We start from the raw sequence: 20,292 nt of genomic DNA on the forward strand, positions 1-20,292 counted from the left end.
CTGTATGGCTTGGAGCTATCTTAAATGCTCAACTTCCCTACTATATAGTTGTTAAAAGCAGCAAATATATCAACTTCATCATTTCCTAAACCTCATTGTAATTGGTTGAACGAACAACCAATTACATTTCTTATAAAACCTAATAACGCAACAGCATTTCGAATAATTTTTATTACAGATTCCAGATTACTAATAACCAAAAAAACCACTAATATTAACCATTATGGATTAACATTAGTGGCTGAATTTTAACAAATAAGTTACTAAAAGCTCATTCAAGCTTCGGATGTAAATCAATGTACTGCTGTTTGCGCATTTCCAGCGTCTGTATCTGTTCCTGCAGGCGTGCAATTTCTGCGTCGATATCTTCCACACTCTGCTCAATATGCTCATAAGTCTGTGCTAGCAGCTCACGCGCTTCCTGTTTACTCGAGGCAGAAGGTGAAACACCGCGTAACGGGCGGTTAGCTGTTTCTTTCAGACAGATACCGGTCACAATTCCGATTACGCCCACCAGCATCAGATAATAGGCCGGAATAAACAGATTATTGCTGGCGTCCACCAGTGCTGCTGCGATGGTTGGCGTTAATCCGGCAATAATAATCGCAATATTAAACGCACTGGCAAGAGCACTGTAGCGAATACGTGTTGGAAACAAGGCCGGTAAAGTAGAGGCCATTACGCCAGTAAAGGAATTCAATATTACTGCAAGAATAAACAGACCGAGGAATATCAGCCCTACTTTGCCGCTGGTAATCAGCTGAAAACACGGTATGGCGAGTACCAGCAGAGCAATCGAACCGCCAATCACAAAGGGCTTACGGCCGATTTTGTCGCTAGTGAATCCGATAATTGGCTGCATAAACATCATGCCTATCATAATCGCGATAATAATCAGCACCCCACGGTCTTCACCGTAATGCAGATTATGCGACAAATAGCTGGGCATATAAGTCAGTAGCATGTAATAGGTAATATTGGTAGTGAGCACTAACCCTACGCTGACCAGCAAAGTTCGCCAAAATCGGCGCAAGACCTCTTTAAATGACACCTGCGGCCGGTTGCTCACTGCTTCCTGTTCTTCTTTTTCCATCATATCCAGATGTTTCTGGAAAGCCGGAGTTTCTTCAGCAGCATGACGCAGATATAGGCCGAGCAAGCCTAAAGGAGCGGCCAGGAAAAATGGAATACGCCAGCCCCATGAAAGGAAATGCGACGAGCCCATGATATTTTCCAGCAACACCACCAACCCCGCGCCGAGCACAAAGCCGCATATCGACCCAAAATCAAGAAAACTGCCCAGAAAACCACGCTGGCGGTCGGGCGCATATTCCGCCACAAAAATTGCTGCACCGGTATATTCACCGCCTACTGAAAAACCTTGTGCCAGTTTGCATAGCAGCAAAAGCACCGGAGCCCAAATGCCGATACTGTGATAGGAAGGAATCAGCCCGATACAGAACGTACTGAGCGCCATAATAATAATGGTGGTCGACAGCACTTTTTGCCGGCCGAAACGGTCGCCAAGAATACCGAAAAATACGCCACCTAAAGGGCGCACCAGAAAGGGAACGGAGAAGGTACCCAGCGCAGCGATAATCTGCACACTGGGCGAGGCTGATGGAAAAAACACTTGTCCTAGCGCATAGGCCACAAAACCATAGACACCAAAATCAAACCATTCCATGGCGTTGCCTAGCGCCGCTGCTGAGATCGCCTTTTTCAGCTTACTCTGGTCAACAATCGTAATGTCGTGTAATTCCAGTGTACCATTCTGGGTAGGAATCAATGGCGGTACTTGAGACGAAGTCTCAATCTGTTCATTAGGTTCAGCCATGGTAATCCTCTCATTATTAATATTGAAATGGTGAATATCAGTATAACATACGCCAAAATTTTAGCTTTATATCTGATTTTAAAAGAAAACCACCAATAGCATAATTGAGAAAACACCACTGCACGTCAAGATTAACTTATTTAGTCACGAATTTTAACCAGCTTAACGCAAGCTTTTTTTCCGCTACTTTCATGGATATTCCTGCACAGCAGTACCAGCCCTTGCATCCGCCTGCAAAGCCTGCCAGTAGGCCGGCAGCTGTTCATGCAGCCGGTGTAGCTGCCGCCACAACACTTTCTCCACCACATCTTCATCCGCCTGAGGCCGGCTTTGCACAAGCTCTGTGTCCAGTTTTGACCATTCAGCTTGTAGCACAGCTTCAGCAGCATCCTGCGCCATCAGCTCTGCCAGTGCTGATGCGATAACAGACCAGTGCTGTATTCGTTGTGGCGTCAGCTGTGGTCGCATCCGATCCACCTGCGCCCGCAGCGCCCCGAGTGCGGAAATACAGCTTAGCAACACATAATTAAGTTGCAAAATAGTTTTGCCCTCGGGCAGACGTCGTCCATAGCGCGCCGGCTCCATCGACATATCTGCCACCGTATTACTTAACGTTGCCGCCAGCTCATGCGCCGTGCGGCGGGCTAAACGGTAGTCCACATCGTCACGCAGCCCTTGCTGCAATTGCTGCGCAACCTGCCGCAGATAGGCAGCGTCACTGCACAGAGCACGGCGGGCAATCCGTCCCAACGTCAGATAACGCCAGTCTGGCCACAGATACGACACCGCGCACCACGCCAATACCGAACCCAGAATCGTATCCACAAAGCGCGACAGCATTGCCGACTGGGTATCCATGCCAATAATAGCAAAGCCAACCAACACCTGTACGGTAATAAAAAAGGTAGAAAAACTATAACGGCGTACACGGAAAGCAAAAAACAATACCGTACTCACTACCACAATCACCAGCCGGCCAGCCAGTGTCGGCACAAAATATGGCAACACCGACCCCACTACCACACCGAGCAGCGTGCCCACGATACGCTGCTTCAGACGGACAGTAGTGGCTGAATAGTTGGGCTGGCAAACAATAACACCAGTGAGCAGAATCCAGTAGCCCATTTTAAGCTGGCAGCCTTCCACCACCACACAGCTCACTGCCGTCAGGATGGCTAGCCGTACCGCATGACGCAATACATTTGATTGCAAAGTAAAATGAGCGCGCACAGCCGGCAGAATATCGCGAATGCGATCCACATCCAGTCCTGCGATTTGTGTCTCGCTGACTGCTTCTGCTGTGGCACCAGTCTTTACCTGCTCCAGCCACAATAGCTGCTCATTGATTCCCAAAACATTGGCTATCAATTGCTGCAACCCTGGTGTATCTTCATCACAACCATTTTCAGCACAATAGCGCTCAGCTGCCTGCTCAATGCCCTCACCAGCACGGCGCAGCATCGTATTGAATACATAGTGTTTGTCCTCGTGCAGACACTCACTCATCTGCTGGCAAGCCTGTGCCTGCAGCACAATCAAACGCTGAATTCGGTAAATCAGATCAGAATGAGCCAACCTGTGAGCCAGCGCCGTATAATCCACATGGCGCGAGCTGATGCGTTCATGAATATTCTGTGCGGTTAGATAATATTGCAGTAAGGTGCCCAAACCGCGCTGGCGATGCTGCCGGCGCAGACGGTAAAACAGCGCTGCGCGACAGCGGTTAAACCCCTCAATTACAGCCGTATTTTTCATCGCCAGCGCCAATTCTTTTTCTGCCAGCAAGTCAGCCTCATCTGGGTCGAAAAACTGTGCTTTCACCAGCATATAATCGGCCAGACGCGCAAAAGCACCTGATAAATTATCCTGTACCGGCCGATTGGGAAACAGCAAATGCAGCACAAGCGTACATATGCTAAACAGGCTGGTGCCGCAAATCAGCATTAGCGGATTGGTATACCAAGGCAGCATTGGCGAATAAGTCAGCACCGTATACAGCATCACCAGCAGCGTACCAAACGCAATGGTACGGTAGCGCGCATCAATGGCACCCATCATCGTCATGGTGAACGCCGCCCAAATCATCAGTAGCGAAAACGCCAGAGGGTGCCCAAATGTCCATTGAACTGCCGTAGCCGCTAAAGAAAAATGAATCAGCGTAAAAAACAGATTACGCAGCCGGCCGGTAAAACCATCATCTAAATCTACCAGTCCGCCAGCGATAATCCCCAGAAACAGAGCCGTGCTTTCCGCCGTATTACCGGTATACCAAACCCACAAAGCGGCCAGCACCATGCTCAGCAGCATCGGCAGATTAGCCAGATAACCGGCACGCACCGGAATTGTTCTCATCAGACTGTCCTTAATCAGCAGAACTTACCATTATGCTTATTTTAACAAGCGACCGGCTGCCCGTCCGGCGGATTCTGTTTACCAAAAAGCCGGCCATAACGGCCGGCTATATACACAGGAATACAGGCACAATTATTTTTTTTCTGCCTGTGCCTGCCACGTATCACGTAAAGTAACCGTGCGGTTAAATACCGGATTTTCCAGCGTATGGTCGTAGCGGTCGGTAACAAAATAGCCCAACCGCTCAAACTGATAGCGCGTTTCCGGTGCCAGCGTATTCGCTACTGGTTCGACCAGCGCATCAATTTCCGTTACCGAGGCCGGATTCAGAAATTCTGTAAAATCGCGGTACTGACCATCATCTCCACGTACTGCATCCGGACGCTCCACTGTAAACAGCCGGTCGTAAAGACGTACTTTGGCCGATACCGCATGCTCCGTAGACAGCCAGTGTATTACCCCTTTCACCTTACGCCCTTGCGGCTTGGCAGCCAGCGTTTCGTGATCGATGGAACACTTCAGCGACACCACCCGGCCGGAAGCATCCTGCACCACTTCCTCACATTTAATCACATAGCTGTATCGCAGACGCACCTCGCCACCCGGTGTGAGCCTCTGCCAACCTTTAGGCGGGTCTAACGCAAAATCATCGGCTTCGATATAAATGGTTTTGCTCAGCGGCATCAGACGCTCACCCATCTCTGGATGATGTGGATGGTATGGCGCTTCACGGCTTTGTGTCACTGCCTCATCAAAATTAATAAGCTCCACTTTAATCGGGTTTAACACCGCAATCATTCGTGGCGCTACACTTTCCAGATCTTCTCGAATGGCTCCTTCGAGCACACTCATATCTACTACATTTTCACTTTTAGAAATTCCCACCCGCTTAGCAAACAGGCGCAGCCCTTCGGGAGTATAGCCGCGACGACGCATACCAGAAATAGTAGGCATACGCGGGTCGTCCCAGCCAGAAACATGGTCCTGCACCACCAGCTGATTGAGCTTGCGCTTGGACGTAATCGAATACAGCAACTCTAACCGAGAAAACTCATACTGATGAGGTTGATGGGCAATAGCAATGTTTTCCACCACCCAGTCGTACAGCGGCCGATGGGATTCGAATTCCAGCGTACACAAGGAATGGGTAATATTTTCAATCGCATCTGAAATCGCATGCGTGTAATCATACATCGGGTAAATCACCCACTTATCACCAGTACGGTGATGATGCACGCGGCGGATACGGTAAATCACTGGGTCGCGCAGATTGATATTGCCTGCCGCCATATCGATTTTCAACCGCAGCGTTTTACTGCCATCTGGAAACTCACCCCCACGCATGCGCGCAAACAAATCCAGATTTTCCTCAACAGAACGTTCGCGATATGGGCTGTTTCTGCCCGGCTCAGTTAACGTACCGCGGTACTGGCGCATTTCCTCCGCATCCAGATCATCCACATACGCTTTACCATCCTGAATCAGCGCCACTGCGTAATCATACAGACGCTCGAAATAATCAGAAGCATAATGTTCCTCATGCCACTGAAAGCCCAGCCACTGCACATCTTCTTTAATCGAGCGCACATACTCATCCGATTCTTTCTCAGGATTCGTATCATCAAAGCGCAGATTGCACAAACCATCATAAATATAAGCCAGACCAAAATTCAAACAAATGGATTTGGCGTGGCCAACATGCAAATAACCATTCGGCTCCGGAGGAAAACGCGTCATCACCTGCTGGCACTTGCCGCTTTGCAGGTCTTCCTCAATGATAGAACGGATAAAATGATTATCGGCAAACTGATCTTTATTAAGCATAGCTATTCTGAATATGTGCAAAGGCATTTACAGCAGACCGGCTGAAAATACCAACCAAAAGGTAATAATTATATACCCAATTTATATAAGCAATATACAATTATACTAAATAAAAAAAGGATTAAGTATTTTAGTAATAGTCTGGCAAATACTAAACCAAATTAACCAAAATACAAACAAAATTTTACTTTAACACCCGTAATCGGCTTACTTAAGCTTTTCAAATAGCATTTTTACCTCAGTCAGCATCCGGCTAATCAAACGAATAGCAGAGCAACCAGCTACCGGAAAACATGCCATAGCAGATGTCATCCCTATTTTCCAGCACGTAGCATCTAAAATTAACCCCTGCATACATACTAATAATTATCACAAAGCTTTACAGCCGCCACACCAGCAGTTTCCGGCCTCAAGCCGATAGCCTTAAGCACAAGCTCCGCAGTTGCACGTAAGTAAATCAGTATTCCTGACCGCTGTATTGTCCTTTTTCCAAATTCCCGCCAGTACCTACAACAGAAACACCACAATCAGCCTGCATAGCATCTCATTTCCCCTTGTATAAAATCATCATTATGCAAACAAAACCGACAGCTGCACCTTATAACACTTACCATGATCCCGTAGATTTCAGCCTGCAGCCTTTGACCCTACCAATAAATAAAGTATAGACCTGCCCGTCCAACCGCAGACAATGCCATCACAAATTTCATATACCATACCAAGCATAGAACAAAAGTTTAATGTAAAATACTAACGCTATGTTTTAGTAACTAAATCTTACTTACATTCACGCTGCATCAGCACAACAACAAACTGCTAAAAATACTGGGCTCCCCGCAATTTATCGCTTCAAAACGAAGCCTAAAAATTGGTGGGTACAGCATAAGGACGGCAACTAATTCAATTAAAGCAGCACTGTGCCACACCGTTCGCAACCACCGCGAGTAAGACACAACAGCAGGCACAGCATCAAAGGACAAAACATGGGAACAACAGACAACATCCGCAAGCTAAAGCCACAGCCCGAACAACGGCAACACAAAACCGACAACCAACAGGCACCCATTAATAACCACACTGCTGACGCTAAGCATAGCGCTGCCACATCATCACCTTCTCATTCACTGCAGAGCCGAGTCTGCCACTATTACTTCCATCCAGCAACAACCATCCGCAGAAAAAACCGTATCAAAACAATTCGAATCGCTGCTAAAACCGCGTTATTACTCAGCATTGCCCTCATCATCTTTGCTTCAGTTCGAAATATCATCCGCCTTAAAAATACCAACCCTGGTCACACCATATTCACCATTCCGCCTGCCGGTGTGCGCAAACCCTTCCCCTTTACCGTGCAAAACTTCCGTGCCTTATTTAACACCCTCTCCAGTGAGAAAAACATTATCAGCAGCCAGCCAGCTCCGCACCAACAGCAAAAAGCACTAAAGCAGCCCCGCACAGAAAACTAAACCATATACCTACGCCACGGCATATCAGTCTGACTTTGCGAGGTAGCTTTACGCCGGTGCCACAAGGTCGGCTCATGCTGGTGCTGGTGGCAATACCGCCCATAGTCAGCATACATCGCAGTCTACTTCGAAGCTGCCTGCAGCTTGCCTTGCTGTAGTAATTCCTCTATATGCCGGTATAATCATCTGTGCGATGTTTTCGCCCTCTTTCTTGATGGCTTCGAACCTGGCTTAATTGCGCCGATAATCAGCCGTGGATTTAAAACTTGGTCGTGGCACGCATAGCTTTTAACTTTTGGCAAATAGCTTAGAATGCATCGGCGTATTTCTACCCTCTTAATATTAGCGTAGGTAATGAAAATCTGATTACAAGCCAGAAAATGCACGGTGATATTTTTTACCCTGCCAAAATCATCGCTGGCAAATGGTGATGAGGGCGGTAAGGTAAACATCAGCTAAATATTTTTTAGCATATGGCATAATATAACCATTTCTTTCTTATTATTAATCTTAATAAATTTAAACACTTAATCCACCACTCTCAATACAGTAGCGCGTCCCATGATGTATACACGACCATGCTTCTGCTCCCACTTTTCTCACAGATAAGAAGAACCAAGGGTGAATGCACATTTATTTTTTACCGATTTCGTAAGCATCCCCATTTCTGGCACCCTGTATTCTGTTGTCGTTGATTGGATCACTGTACATATTTTCACAATCGTATACGAGTGCTTTTAATGAACATATTTAGGATTAGTTTTTGCCGAAGGTAATTCAGACAATAGGTTTGAAGCCGAATTGCAAGAGATGATAGCCGGAATAGCCGATAATATGCTGGATAATTTAAAAAATAATATTATATTTGTATATTTTATGTAAAATATCTATTTTCAAATATATTCTAGAAATTTTGAAAAAAAGTTATCTTTAATATAGAGATTGATTACTTTAGTACTTATATTCAACCTAAAACCCTATGGCATATTATTATGCTAAATTATATTCGATATTTTATTTGTATTTTATCCATTAAGATATATTTTGATAAATAGAAGCTGAAGCAAAGCCACGGGATTGATTATACCAATATCATTAATACACTATAATCTGTTCAAAAAGAGTGATATTGGCAATGTACACAATAAAACGCCACTGCACTGATATCAATGCAATGGCGTTGGGGCGAAGTCAGCGTTAATGAAACGCTGTATTGAGAGTACTGCTAATTCAGCAAACTTAGCAATACTTTTTTTATTATTTCAATCTTTTGTGGTGAAAGTGCCTGTCTCTGCTTAGGCAAATAAGTGTCAATCAAAAAATGCCGGAATGCATGTTTTCGAGATGAAATTCATGCAGGTATCTAACCATCAATTTATGGCTTTCTTCTATTAAATTTTAACCTTTGTTGCCAATATAAATTTTTCTGACGATGCTGAGGAGAAATTTGCTAAGCCTGGCCGGCTAAATGCCATCAAGATTGAGTTGCTTACACATTTCATTCTTATACACCACTCGCTTGTTGCTGATATTATCTTTGCCTGCTTCGCTTGCCTTTTTGTGCCCCTAACTAATAAGTATGGTGTACCCTTTCTGATACCTTTACCTTTTACAATTTCTGTCTGGTTTCTAGAATTTTTATGACTTCTGATTTTTTTATTTTCTAATGACGCAAATACAAGTCAGTTTCTAGTTGCTGCGTGCCTAGCTAACACAAAACTTGTTATGGCCAATTTCCTCAATTCAGGGCGATGCCGACACGCTAAATATAATGGTAAAACCAACTTTTTATTAATCATTTCATCCCCCTTAATACGGTGAAAAACTTTTCGGGATTAAAGACGTCGAAGCACTAAAACTTAAAGTAGCTGCTGCGTTAGAGGCATGCAAAACTTTGGTAGTCAGTGTTACTGTGATGGGATGTATGAGGGTTACAGATGAAAAAAAACCAAATTCTTAGAATTTGGTCAGGTAGTTTATGGCAACGTTATTATTATGAATGGACAGGCTGAGTGGGTGTGTGTCTGGCAGGGATATGCAGACCTAGCGACTTGAGGGTCCAGTCGCGGATGCGCTGTACGAGCTCGGGATTGTGTTCGAGTTTCTGGCCATAGCTAGGTATCCATTTATGTAGGGTTGCAGACCAATCGCCAGCCACTTGAGCGGGAAAGCAGTGTTCAAGTAACTCAAGCATAATGGATACGGAAGTGGAGGCTCCGGGGGAGGCTCCTAAAAGAGCGGCAAGAGTGCCATCGGCGGATTTTACCAGCTCGGTGCCAAACTGAAGCACACCACCCTTGTGTGGATCGTTTTTAATCACCTGCACTCGATTGCCGGCGATGGCAAGCTGCCAGTCTTCATCTCGAGCTTCAGGATAGAAGGTGCGTAATTCTTTCATGCGGTCGGCAAAGCTTAATCTAACTTGCTGGATGAGGTAGTGTTCGAGGCCGAGGTTGTGCATGCCAACGGTGAGCATGGGACGAATATTGGCAAAGTTGAGGGTTTTGAATAGGTCTTTGAAGGAACCACGTTTGAGGAATTTGGTGGTAAAGCCGGCAAAAGGACCGAAAAGTAAGGCTTCTTCGCCATTAATCACGCGTTTATCCAGATGTGGCACACTCATAGGTGGAGCACCGACGGAGGCTTTGCCATAGACTTTGGCATTATGGCGGCGGACGATTTCAGGGTTTTTACACACTAGCCATTGTCCGGATACAGGAAAACCGCCGTAGCCCTTGCTGACATTGATTTGGCTTTTCTGTAGCAAACGCAAGGAACCACCACCAGCACCGATAAATACAAAACGAGCAGATACCTGCTGACGGGTATTGGTAGAGAGGTCTCTGATGTCAAGCACCCAGCGGCCATTTTCCTGCCGGAGGTCAATAATTTCGTGCTGAAGATGCAGGTGACAACCGTGTTCGGTAAGGTTGTTGATTAAGAGGCGGCTTAAAGAGCCATAGTTTACGTCGGTACCAAGGTCTGACCAAGTGACGGCAACGGGCTCACTGTTGTCACGTCCTTGCATCATAAGGGGTACCCACTGGCTGATTTGTTGTTTGTCTTCGGTGTAGAGCATGTCCTGAAACAGGCGGTATTGTTGCAGGGCATGGTAGCGTTTGCGTAGGAAATCTACATCCTTTTCACCGCGCACGAGACTCATGTGAGGAACGCTGCGGATGAATTCGCTAGGGTCAGAAATCATGCCGGCGTCAACAAGTGAGGCCCAAAACTGTTTGGACAGCTCGAACTGCTCGATGATTTTGATGGCTTTGGATACTTCAACTGTGCCGTCTTTTAGCTCAGGTGTATAGTTGAGTTCGCACAGGGCTGAGTGGCCGGTACCGGCATTATTCCATGCATCGGAACTTTCGGCGGCTACATCGGCAAGGCGTTCGTAGATGTTTATCTGCCAGTCTGGCTGTAACCCCTTGAGAAATGTTCCCAGTGTTGCGCTCATGATGCCGGCGCCAATGAGTACGACGTCTGCTGAGCTATCGCATTTGGTGTTTTTCATAACGCAAACTCTTCTCTCTTCTCTTCAGGTTGTTCTGATAAGTGTTTATCTGGAAGTTAGCACAAAGAAGTATTCACTATTGGTGTGATTTATGTGTTTTTGACTTAAATCATTGACAATAATAAGTGCTTAATTTAAGCACTTTTACTTGTCCTCAGCAATAGTAAATTTAGTTCTGGCGCGGCTATGCTGGTTTTGCAACGATTAGCTGGTTGATTATTTTGCTGTTTGACGATTGTTATGATGACGATGAAATTTTTTGATAACAGCAGGTGATGGCTACACCAGCTTAGGAACGGGAGCCGATTATGTGTATGATGATATTGAAGATTTGCGATAACAGCCGGCTGTAATGGCGAGAGTGCAGATAATTACAGCCTGATAACTAATGTTTTTTTGCTAGTATTTTTACATTGGCAAAGCATAGTGCACTAAGTCCGGCCGCCAGTGCATTGAGGAGCAGGGGCAACCAGTCTAGCGGCCAGACAAACAGCCAGTTCTGTATCAGGGCAGTAAACAAAGCGGTGCCGGCGGCTACGGCACTGATGATGAGACGTGGCAGGTGGTGACTGAGGTAGCTGCTGAGGATGGCAGACAGAAGTGAGGGTAGAAAGGCAAACAGCATGCAGCCGCAGAGTAATATTAGGATAAGGCGAATATCGTTGTGGTTGAGCAGGTTGACGGGATGCAGTGGCAGCTCGCTACTTACTCGCCATATGAAGAGGATGGAGCAAAATATTGCGGTACACACTACGCTGGCGGCGGTTTGCAGAAGCAGCGCGGGAAGTCTGGCCAGAGCCAGCAAGTGCTGGCGATGCGAGAGCTGCATAGTATGGCTCCAGTATGGTGTGCCGGTGCTGGGCGGCAGCGGCCGGCACGTATAGAGATAGCTAGATTAGTATATACCTGTGGCGCTAAGGGCGGAAATTTTATGCTCCGAGTACGGCCGGCTTAGTATTTTTTGGGCAGCGCCAACCACTATTGGATGGCAATACACCGGCCGATACCGGAAACATTTGTCATTCAGGTGTCACTGGCGCCGAAGAGCAGGTTTTCTTTGATGGCGCGAATTTTGTCGCGTATCTGGGCTGCTTCTTCAAACTGTAAGTCACGGGCGGCTGCCTGCATGGCTTTTTCGAGTTTAGCAATCTCTTTAACCGCATCGTCTTCGGTATGGATTTCGCCAACTTTGAGTTTACTGCGGCCTCGGCCTTTGCCGCCGTTTTCGTCGTGATACACACCATCGATGAGGTCACGTACCTGTTTTTTTATCTGCTGCGGTACGATACCGTGTTCAGTATTGAATTGTATCTGGCGGGCACGTCGGCGCTCAGTTTCGTCTATCGCCGCTTTCATAGAGTCGGTGATTTTGTCGGCGTATAGAATGGCTTTGCCGTTGACGTTACGCGCGGCACGGCCAATGGTCTGAATCAGACTGCGGTGGCTGCGCAGGAAGCCTTCCTTGTCAGCATCGAGTATGGCCACCAGTGAAACTTCGGGAATATCCAGCCCCTCACGTAGCAGGTTGATGCCGACGAGTACATCGAATAATCCAAGTCGCAGGTCGCGGATGATTTCGACGCGCTCAACAGTATCAATGTCGCTGTGCAAGTAGCGAACTTTAACGCCTAACTCAGCGTAGTAATCGGTAAGCTGTTCGGCCATGCGTTTAGTCAGAGTGGTGACGAGTACACGCTCACCTTTTTCACGACGAATATTGATTTCTGAAAGTAAATCATCTACCTGCGTGGCCACAGGGCGAATGATGATTTCTGGGTCAACAAGACCTGTGGGGCGCACCACCTGTTCGACCACCTGCCCTGCGTGCTCTTCTTCATATTTCGCCGGTGTAGCAGAAACAAAAATAGTCTGTGGCATCACGCGCTCGAATTCGTGAAACTTCAATGGGCGGTTGTCTCGTGCCGAAGGCAAGCGGAAACCATAATCGACCAGATTTTGCTTGCGCGAAGCATCACCCTTATACATGCCACCAATCTGGCTGACGGTGACATGGCTCTCGTCGATAAACATCAGTGCGTTTTTGGGAAGATAGTCCATCAAAGTGGGTGGCGGTTCGCCTTCAGGTTTGCCGGAAAAATGGCGAGAATAGTTTTCAATGCCTTTGCAGAAACCCATTTCGTACAGCATTTCCAAATCAAAGCGCGTACGCTGCTCTATGCGCTGGGCTTCAACCAGCCGCCCCTCGTGGGTAAACCATTTGATGCGGTCGCCCAGCTCCTCTTTGATGTGTTCACAGGCACGCAGTACCGTATCACGTGGGGTGACATAGTGGCTGGAGGGGAATACGGTGTAGCGGCCGACACGCTGTTGCAAGCTGCCGGATACAGGGTCGAATAATTGCATGCGGTCAACTTCATCATCAAACAGACTTACGCGCAGTGCCAGCTCGGAGCTTTCGGCCGGATAAATATCAATCACGTCACCACGTACACGAAAAGAACCACGCGCAAAGTCGATGTCTCCGCGTTCATATTGCATCGCTACCAGTCGCGCAATGATGTCGCGCTGGTCGATTTTCTGACCTTCTTTAAGGTGCAGAATCATCTGATGGTATTCATTAGGGTCGCCAATACCGTAAATAGCAGACACAGTGGCAACTATCACAACATCCTGCCGCTGCATCAGGCTTTTAGTGGCGCTCAGGCGCATCTGTTCGATGTGTTCATTGATGGCCGAATCTTTTTCGATAAAAAGGTCGCGGCTGGGAACATAGGCTTCCGGCTGATAGTAATCGTAGTAGGAGACAAAATATTCGACGGCGTTTTCAGGGAAAAATTCGCGCATCTCCGCGTACAACTGGGCGGCCAGTGTTTTGTTGTGCGCCATGATGATGGCCGGACGACCACTACGGGCGATAACGTTCGCCATGGTAAAGGTTTTACCTGAGCCGGTTACCCCAAGCAGAGTCTGGCTGGATAAACCATCATCCAGCCCTTCCAGCAATCCCTCAATTGCCGTTGGCTGGTCGCCAGCCGGTGGAAACGGCTGGTGCAATTTGAATACACTACCGGGATACTGAATCACATCCATATGTCTGCTACCTGAAAATAAATTCATCCAAAAAATTAACACTGCTCATAACGGCTAAAAAACCGCAGTGCGCGGTTTAATCTACACATAAGGCCATCTATAGCAAAAAGCAAGCAGCCACAGGGGATTTATAACGCAATCGGGCATTTCAGCAACGGCTGTGACCAGACTTTACTATTCATAATAATTTTCTTACAAATCATATTATTAGATGGAACTAATACTCTCAACTGAAATGCAAGGCCTGTTGTTCTGCTTATCGCTACTACTAGCAAAGCTGATTGCAACAAGCCGCTGGAATTTAGTGGCCGAATACAGAGCTGATTCGATATTTTATGCCTATCTGACTGTTAAAATATTTATATTGCGCTAATGTGCTGCACCTATGCAATGATATCGGACTTGTATACAACATAAACAGTTCTAATCTATACAAAATCAGAGTAAACAAAGTGGCCGCTGGCCGCTAACAAATTGGCTACAGGGGATAAGCTGAAATGAGTGAAAACAGCCTGAAAAAATGTGTACCTATCGAAATTCCTGATGATAATCCGTTTCAGAACGATGTACTGAACAGAAAAGACAATATTGAAATTCTCACCAAGTTTATCACCAGCTTTGAACAATCAATTGTGCTGTGTATTGATGGCGGCTGGGGGCAAGGCAAAACCACTTTTATCAGGATGTGGGAAAAATATTTGCATCAGCAATCTATTCCGACTATTTATTTCAATGCATGGGAAAGTGATTATACTGATGATGCACTAATTGCTTTGATTGGGGAGATTAATCTGGCAGCCGAAAAACTGGCCATACAGGATAAAAATGAAGCTGAAAAATCCATCAAGAAAATTTATGGATTTGCAGCAAATTTTCTCAAAGCTACGGCACCAACTCTGGCCAATCTTGGTATTAAAGCGGTATCAAGCGGATTAACAAATAGCGATGAGTTAACCAAAACACTGAGCAGCCTAAGTGAGTCGCTGGTACAAGAACACATTAGACAGTATAAACAATCGCGCAACACCCTAGGTAATTTCAAAGAAGCCCTCAGCGAACTCGCCCGTTCTTATGCGAATGGAAACAAGGATACACCATTGGTCATCTTTATTGATGAGCTGGATCGCTGCCGCCCCAATTTTGCAATTGAAGTACTGGAAAATGCCAAACATTTGTTTAATGTGGACAATATTATTTTTGTACTGGCCACAGATAAAAGCCAGCTAGCGCATTCCATTCGGGCGGTATATGGGCAAGGACTGGATGTAAATGGCTATCTGCGCCGGTTTATTGATTTTGATTATTTATTACCAATACCAAATAAAAATAAATTTATTAATACTTTACTGGAAAAATTATCACTCAACAACATTGTAGATGTAATATTTTACAGTGGCGTTACAATAAGAGTATTTATTTGGGATTTTATTTATTTATATCAATTAACATTAAGAGAAATAGAAGCATTTTGTAATATTTTGAATATCGTAGCAAGATCTCATAATCGTTTTCGTACAAATGAACTTATTCTAGTCTTCTTTTTCATTATTATAAAAATAAAAGTTCCAGATATTTATAAAACTTATAATAATCTAGATAGTGAAGATAATGATAATATGATTATTTTTATAAATAATGTCTTAGAAAATATCGATTCAAATTATACTTTGGTAGATAAAAACCGTTTGAATTTTTTTGAGTATTTAGGATGCTTACTTTTGAGCATTTTTAGTTCTGACTCAGTAGAAATACTCACATCAACCATAACTGATTACTTGAAAAAATTTAACCTTGATAAGGAAAAAATAAAAATTATACATAATTGTTTACGTAAAAGTAAAACCGAAGAAATTGGTATTTCCACTTTGCAAGAAATTAAAAAAGCAATTGAAATTTCAACGAATTTCAGCTTTTGAACTTATTCTTGATAAAATTTCATTTTAAGAATTAGAAATTCAACATTGTGTAGCGTCTGCAAGGCTCTAAAGATGTACAAAATAAGGACCTGTTTAGACTCAGCCTAAAAGCCGATTGTATTTGTATCTTTGAGTGAAGACTCCATCATTGCTGCAGCGACCAACCTACCCCGCTGCCAGCACCGGTATCCGATATTGGATTAATACTTTCCATTTATTAATAAAATAATCAGCCGCCTATTTGGCGGCTGGATATATTACTTGGTGGCTTTGCGTTTTGAATAATCAATGGCTTTATAGTAATCTGAGCCGCTATTACCTTCCGGATGTTTTTTCACTCTGGCAAGGCAATCGTTAATTACTGATTCATCATACATACGATAATCTTTATCAGTCAAACCACCATTCATTGCTTTCTTTTTCATTTTTTTAGCGATGTTGATTAATTCCTGTCTCGTCATCAATCCGGTGAGATTGTAAATTCTGTTTCGAGCAATCTCGTTTTCGAGCCCGTTTCTTTTAATCATAGTAAATTGTTGTAGATTTTTATTGAGCAGATACTCATCAGGTGTGCCTTTTAAAAAAGCTTTTTCAATTTCAGTACCCACTACTCTATCAGCATCTGCCAGCGATCTCTGCCCTCTGTAAGCCATATTATATTGATTATAGGTGGTTGATAAAACCGTTTCCAAGGTTATGCATTGTGCAGGCAAGTCCTCGATGTTAGAGGAATCATAGCTATATCCTTTAGCAAATACGCCCGAACACAGCCCAAATAATAATGCAGAAGCTAAAATGAATTTTTTCATAAGTGAATATTCCTAATTTATATGAGTGGATTAAGCCATACTTTCTTTATACAGCCTGCAATATATGCTTCGCAATTATAAAATTTCAGAACTTTTGCCCTGATTTAACCCATCGCATAAATTTAATCCAACAGCCAAAATTAATATATAAACAATTTTGCTACTGTTTATAATCATCTCTGTTATAACAACCAAAAGTGTCTAATATTTGTTCAATTTATACATCAAAACTTATAACAAACCAGTCTTCTAATATGTTCTGTATCATTTTCCGAATAAAGGCACCTTACCGCTATTTGTTTGCAGAATTGGTCTAAATGATAAAGGGTTGCTTCAGCATAACAAAACAGAGATTTTTGCTAACATTGCGCCCAGAAATATATTTAGCATAAAAGAAGTTGTATCAATCTGAATTTGGTTTTAAACAAATTTAAAAAACTTAGCCGGAGTGTCCCACAATACGGCCTGTGCCAGTGTTTCATCTTGTAACAACATATTCAGCTGTGTAGTCAGATATTCAGGATTAATCTGCTGTTCATACTGAGTATGCGGCCAGTCACTACCCCACATCAGGCGCTCACGGCCAAGGTTGTCCACAAGCTTAGGTATAGTATCAGCTAAAAATTTATGACCCTCGTCCGCATTAGCACAGGTGCGGTATACCGCAGAGATTTTGCACCACACCAGCCCACTGTGCCCCCATTCTAATAGCTGCTGAAAACCGTAATCACGGCTATGATTACAATCTGATGGCCGGCCGAAATGGTCAATTACCACATTGATCTGCTTTCTAAGCAGTGGCACCAGAATGGAGCTGAGTTTGTTGCTGCGGCAATGCACTTCTACGTGCCAGCTAAGAGATTTGATTTTTTCGAGCAAATCTTGCCATGCAGCAGTATTCAGATCCGGCTGGGTGCCATCGATAACATTAAGACGAATGCCAACGATGCCGCTTCTGTCTAATGCTTCCAATTCGGGCAAACTGATATCTGGAGTAACACAGGCTACGCCTCTGAGCTTCGGGGCAGCCTGAGCTATCGCTTGCAGCATAAAGCTATTGTCACTACCCAGAAAACTTGGCTGGATTAATACACCATGGGTGCAGCCGAGCGCATCCAGATGCGCCAGATAAGCAGACAGTGGCGCATTCTGAGCCGGTGTATAGCGCCGGCCAGCCACCATCGGCAAATCCAGTGTAAATACATGTGCATGACTATCTATTCTGCCGATTGTTGGCTGAATCATTTTTTTACCTTATTTAATATACTACTTATCGGAAATCTGACCATCCTGATTGATCTGCTTTAAATCACGGCCTTTGGTTTCCGGCAGGAGCAATACACTGATAACTACAATTGAATAAGCCCAGCTGGCATCAATACCGATTGCGGAACCCAGTGACATAGATGCACTCATGTGACCAACCAGAAACGGAAAGATTGAGGAAAGTATGCGGCCAAAGTTATAACAAAAACCCACGCCGGCACCACGATACTGTTGCGGATAGAGTTCGTTAAACAATGCACCAAGGCTTGAAGGTATACCAGCGGCAAAAAAGCCTAGTGGAAAACCGAGAAACAGCATTTGGGTATTAGTCAATGGTACAAAAAGATAGATGCGGACGGTAATTACACAACAGATGGCAAAGCAAGCTACATTGAATCGGCGGCCGATTTTGTCGAGCAGTACCGAGCTAGCGATACAGCCACACCAGAATGCAACGATAATCACAGCCAAATAGCCACTTGAATTAAGTACCGAAAGATGGCGTTCTTCTTTAAGAAAGGTTGGCAGCCACGACATAATGGCATGATAGCCGCCATGTGCACCCAGTCCTAGTAAACCACCCAATACCGTGGTGCGAATAAGCTTGGGTGAAAAAATACCGAAGAGTGCATCAGCTAATGGTTGCCTTTCTTCGGTTTTTGATGTTTCGACTGTCTGCTTGACCGGTTCCTCTACATGCCGGCGAACATAAAATATAAGTAACGATGGCAATAGACCCACAGCAAACATAATGCGCCAAGCCATGCTTTCCGGTGCCAGACTGAATACAATGGAAAACAAGATTACGGATAATCCCCATCCCACAGCCCATGCACTTTGTACAATAGCCATTACCTTGCCACGATACTGACTGGAGATAGTTTCAGCCATCAGTACAGCTCCGGCAGCCCATTCTCCCCCAATACCAAAACCCTGCAGGGCTTTGAGTGCTAACAACCAATGGTAATCGGTTACAAATGCAGCCAGAAATGTAAAAAATGCAAACCATACAATCATGATTTGCAGTGTCCGGACGCGTCCATAGCGGTCGGAAAGTGCTCCAGCAAACCAACCGCCCAAAGCTGAGGTAACTAATGTCGCACTGCTGAGTAATCCGGCCTGCCCTTTGGTAATGGCAAAATAGGCAATTAATGAGGGAATCACCAATCCGAACATCTGATTTTCGAGTGCATCAAGTGCCCAGCCACTGAAACACGCCCAAAAAGTTTTTCTCTCATTTCTTGATACATTTTTATACCACATAAACATGATGGTTCTCTTTCTTTGTCTAGTTTTGAGAATATATCGTTTTGATTAATTTCTTACAGATTAAAGTTTTTTTTAAAACTTTATGCCTTTAATTTACTCTTAACAGCATTTTTAGCCAATAAAAAAGCTTTGTTTATTTGAACTAAAACAAATAGGCAGAATGATTTTTTCGAATCTTTAAAACTCAGTAACTTATTAATCAACTCTTTTCTTACCGTATAGGTTCATCGAAGTTTATTGATTAAATCAGGCTGAGTATCATTCAGATACTATGCAGCGCCTTAAATACGAGCAACGGCAGGTCTAATTCGTGAAGCTGTATTTGTAAATTATGGTTAGGAATAAGCAATTTCATTTAATTTTAATGAAGATATTTCATTTGTTGCAATCTATTTGCGTACATATTTTTATATATCGTTAAAAATTGCGCATATATCGATATATTTGACATAAAATTCTAATTCAAATCATTAATTTAATATTTAATAATATTCACTGTGGCTTTGCTTTCTTCTGGCACTGTTGACTGCCGCTGGAGAATGGTGAAATTTAAATGATATTGCAATAAATCAGGATTGATACCTGTATGTTGTTTCCAAATCTAAGGCAACATTTTTTATTGCGGCCGGAATAGCTAGCCGGATGATATCCGGCAGATTGTTCCTCCTGTCTGGTTGCTGTTCTCCCACAGTTTGTGTTTTCAATTTTTACATTATATTTATTAAATTAAACATTAAAATATTAATACTTAAAATAAGTTTTGTCAAAATAAATGATTTAAAAAAGGGATTTAATTAGTTTTGCTTGAATATAATTCTATAAAATATAATTTCGTAAATTATATATTTATAATATATATTTAGTATTATCAGTTTAAAATACCTTATTAATAATTTTATTATGAATAATCAGAAATATAAAATCTGGATAAATGGTTTGAACTTTGACACAAACATTTAATAAATACTTTCAAGGTAGGTATTAA

Annotated in this window: 12 protein-coding genes; 3 read left to right on the forward strand and 9 right to left on the reverse strand. The window is 44.0% G+C overall.

Going from position 1 to position 20,292, the window contains the following annotated elements; genetic code table 11:
• Positions 1 to 271: 271 nt before the first annotated feature.
• From proP to J3U67_RS08035, 3 genes are all read right to left on the reverse strand, one after another.
• Positions 272 to 1,837 carry a glycine betaine/L-proline transporter ProP gene (gene proP / locus J3U67_RS08025; protein WP_100152177.1) on the reverse strand — a complete coding sequence of 522 codons (1,566 nt, stop codon included), beginning with the start codon at positions 1,835 to 1,837 and terminating at the stop codon, positions 272 to 274.
• Between the two features lie 189 nt (positions 1,838 to 2,026).
• A complete protein-coding gene (gene yccS / locus J3U67_RS08030; protein ID WP_267404670.1) occupies positions 2,027 to 4,189 on the reverse strand; it encodes a YccS family putative transporter in 2,163 nt (720 codons plus the stop codon).
• A 132-nt stretch (positions 4,190 to 4,321) separates the two neighbouring features.
• Positions 4,322 to 6,013, reverse strand: coding sequence for a glutamine--tRNA ligase/YqeY domain fusion protein (locus J3U67_RS08035; RefSeq protein WP_267404672.1), 1,692 nt, complete (start codon positions 6,011 to 6,013; stop codon positions 4,322 to 4,324).
• A gap of 983 nt (positions 6,014 to 6,996) precedes the next feature.
• On the opposite strand from J3U67_RS08035, the gene J3U67_RS08040 reads away from it, so the two are divergent.
• Positions 6,997 to 7,479 carry a hypothetical protein gene (locus J3U67_RS08040; protein WP_267391449.1) on the forward strand — a complete coding sequence of 161 codons (483 nt, stop codon included), beginning with the start codon at positions 6,997 to 6,999 and terminating at the stop codon, positions 7,477 to 7,479.
• A 1,993-nt stretch (positions 7,480 to 9,472) separates the two neighbouring features.
• On the opposite strand, the gene mqo is transcribed toward J3U67_RS08040, so the two are convergent.
• On the reverse strand, positions 9,473 to 10,996 hold the full coding sequence (mqo, locus tag J3U67_RS08045; protein ID WP_267404674.1) for a malate dehydrogenase (quinone): 1,524 nt from the start codon (positions 10,994 to 10,996) through the stop codon (positions 9,473 to 9,475).
• Positions 10,997 to 11,381: 385 nt separating this feature from the next.
• Positions 11,382 to 11,621, reverse strand: coding sequence for a hypothetical protein (locus tag J3U67_RS08050; protein WP_267404676.1), 240 nt, complete (start codon positions 11,619 to 11,621; stop codon positions 11,382 to 11,384).
• 39 nt (positions 11,622 to 11,660) lie between these two features.
• Here J3U67_RS08050 and J3U67_RS08055 point away from each other — a divergent pair, with 39 nt between their 5' ends.
• Positions 11,661 to 11,951, forward strand: a complete 291-nt coding sequence (locus J3U67_RS08055) for a hypothetical protein (protein WP_267391453.1) — start codon at positions 11,661 to 11,663, stop codon at positions 11,949 to 11,951.
• A 68-nt stretch (positions 11,952 to 12,019) separates the two neighbouring features.
• Here J3U67_RS08055 and uvrB read toward each other — a convergent pair whose 3' ends face one another.
• Positions 12,020 to 14,047 (reverse strand): excinuclease ABC subunit UvrB, encoded by a 2,028-nt coding sequence (gene uvrB, locus J3U67_RS08060; RefSeq protein WP_100139657.1) that lies wholly within the window; start codon positions 14,045 to 14,047, stop codon positions 12,020 to 12,022.
• A gap of 497 nt (positions 14,048 to 14,544) precedes the next feature.
• Here uvrB and J3U67_RS08065 point away from each other — a divergent pair, with 497 nt between their 5' ends.
• Entirely contained in the window at positions 14,545 to 15,963 is a 1,419-nt protein-coding gene (locus tag J3U67_RS08065; RefSeq protein WP_267391454.1) for a KAP family P-loop NTPase fold protein, read from the forward strand.
• A gap of 257 nt (positions 15,964 to 16,220) precedes the next feature.
• Here J3U67_RS08065 and J3U67_RS08070 read toward each other — a convergent pair whose 3' ends face one another.
• From J3U67_RS08070 to J3U67_RS08080, 3 genes are all read right to left on the reverse strand, one after another.
• Entirely contained in the window at positions 16,221 to 16,772 is a 552-nt protein-coding gene (locus tag J3U67_RS08070) for a hypothetical protein (protein ID WP_267391455.1), read from the reverse strand.
• 420 nt (positions 16,773 to 17,192) lie between these two features.
• On the reverse strand, positions 17,193 to 18,017 hold the full coding sequence (locus J3U67_RS08075) for an amidohydrolase family protein (protein ID WP_267404678.1): 825 nt from the start codon (positions 18,015 to 18,017) through the stop codon (positions 17,193 to 17,195).
• Positions 18,018 to 18,038: 21 nt separating this feature from the next.
• Positions 18,039 to 19,307: an MFS transporter gene (locus J3U67_RS08080; protein WP_267391457.1), complete on the reverse strand. Its 1,269-nt coding sequence runs from the start codon at positions 19,305 to 19,307 to the stop codon at positions 18,039 to 18,041.
• Positions 19,308 to 20,292: the final 985 nt, after the last annotated feature.

Source organism: Snodgrassella sp. B3837 (genome assembly GCF_026535955.1).
GTDB lineage: Bacteria > Pseudomonadota > Gammaproteobacteria > Burkholderiales > Neisseriaceae > Snodgrassella > Snodgrassella alvi_E.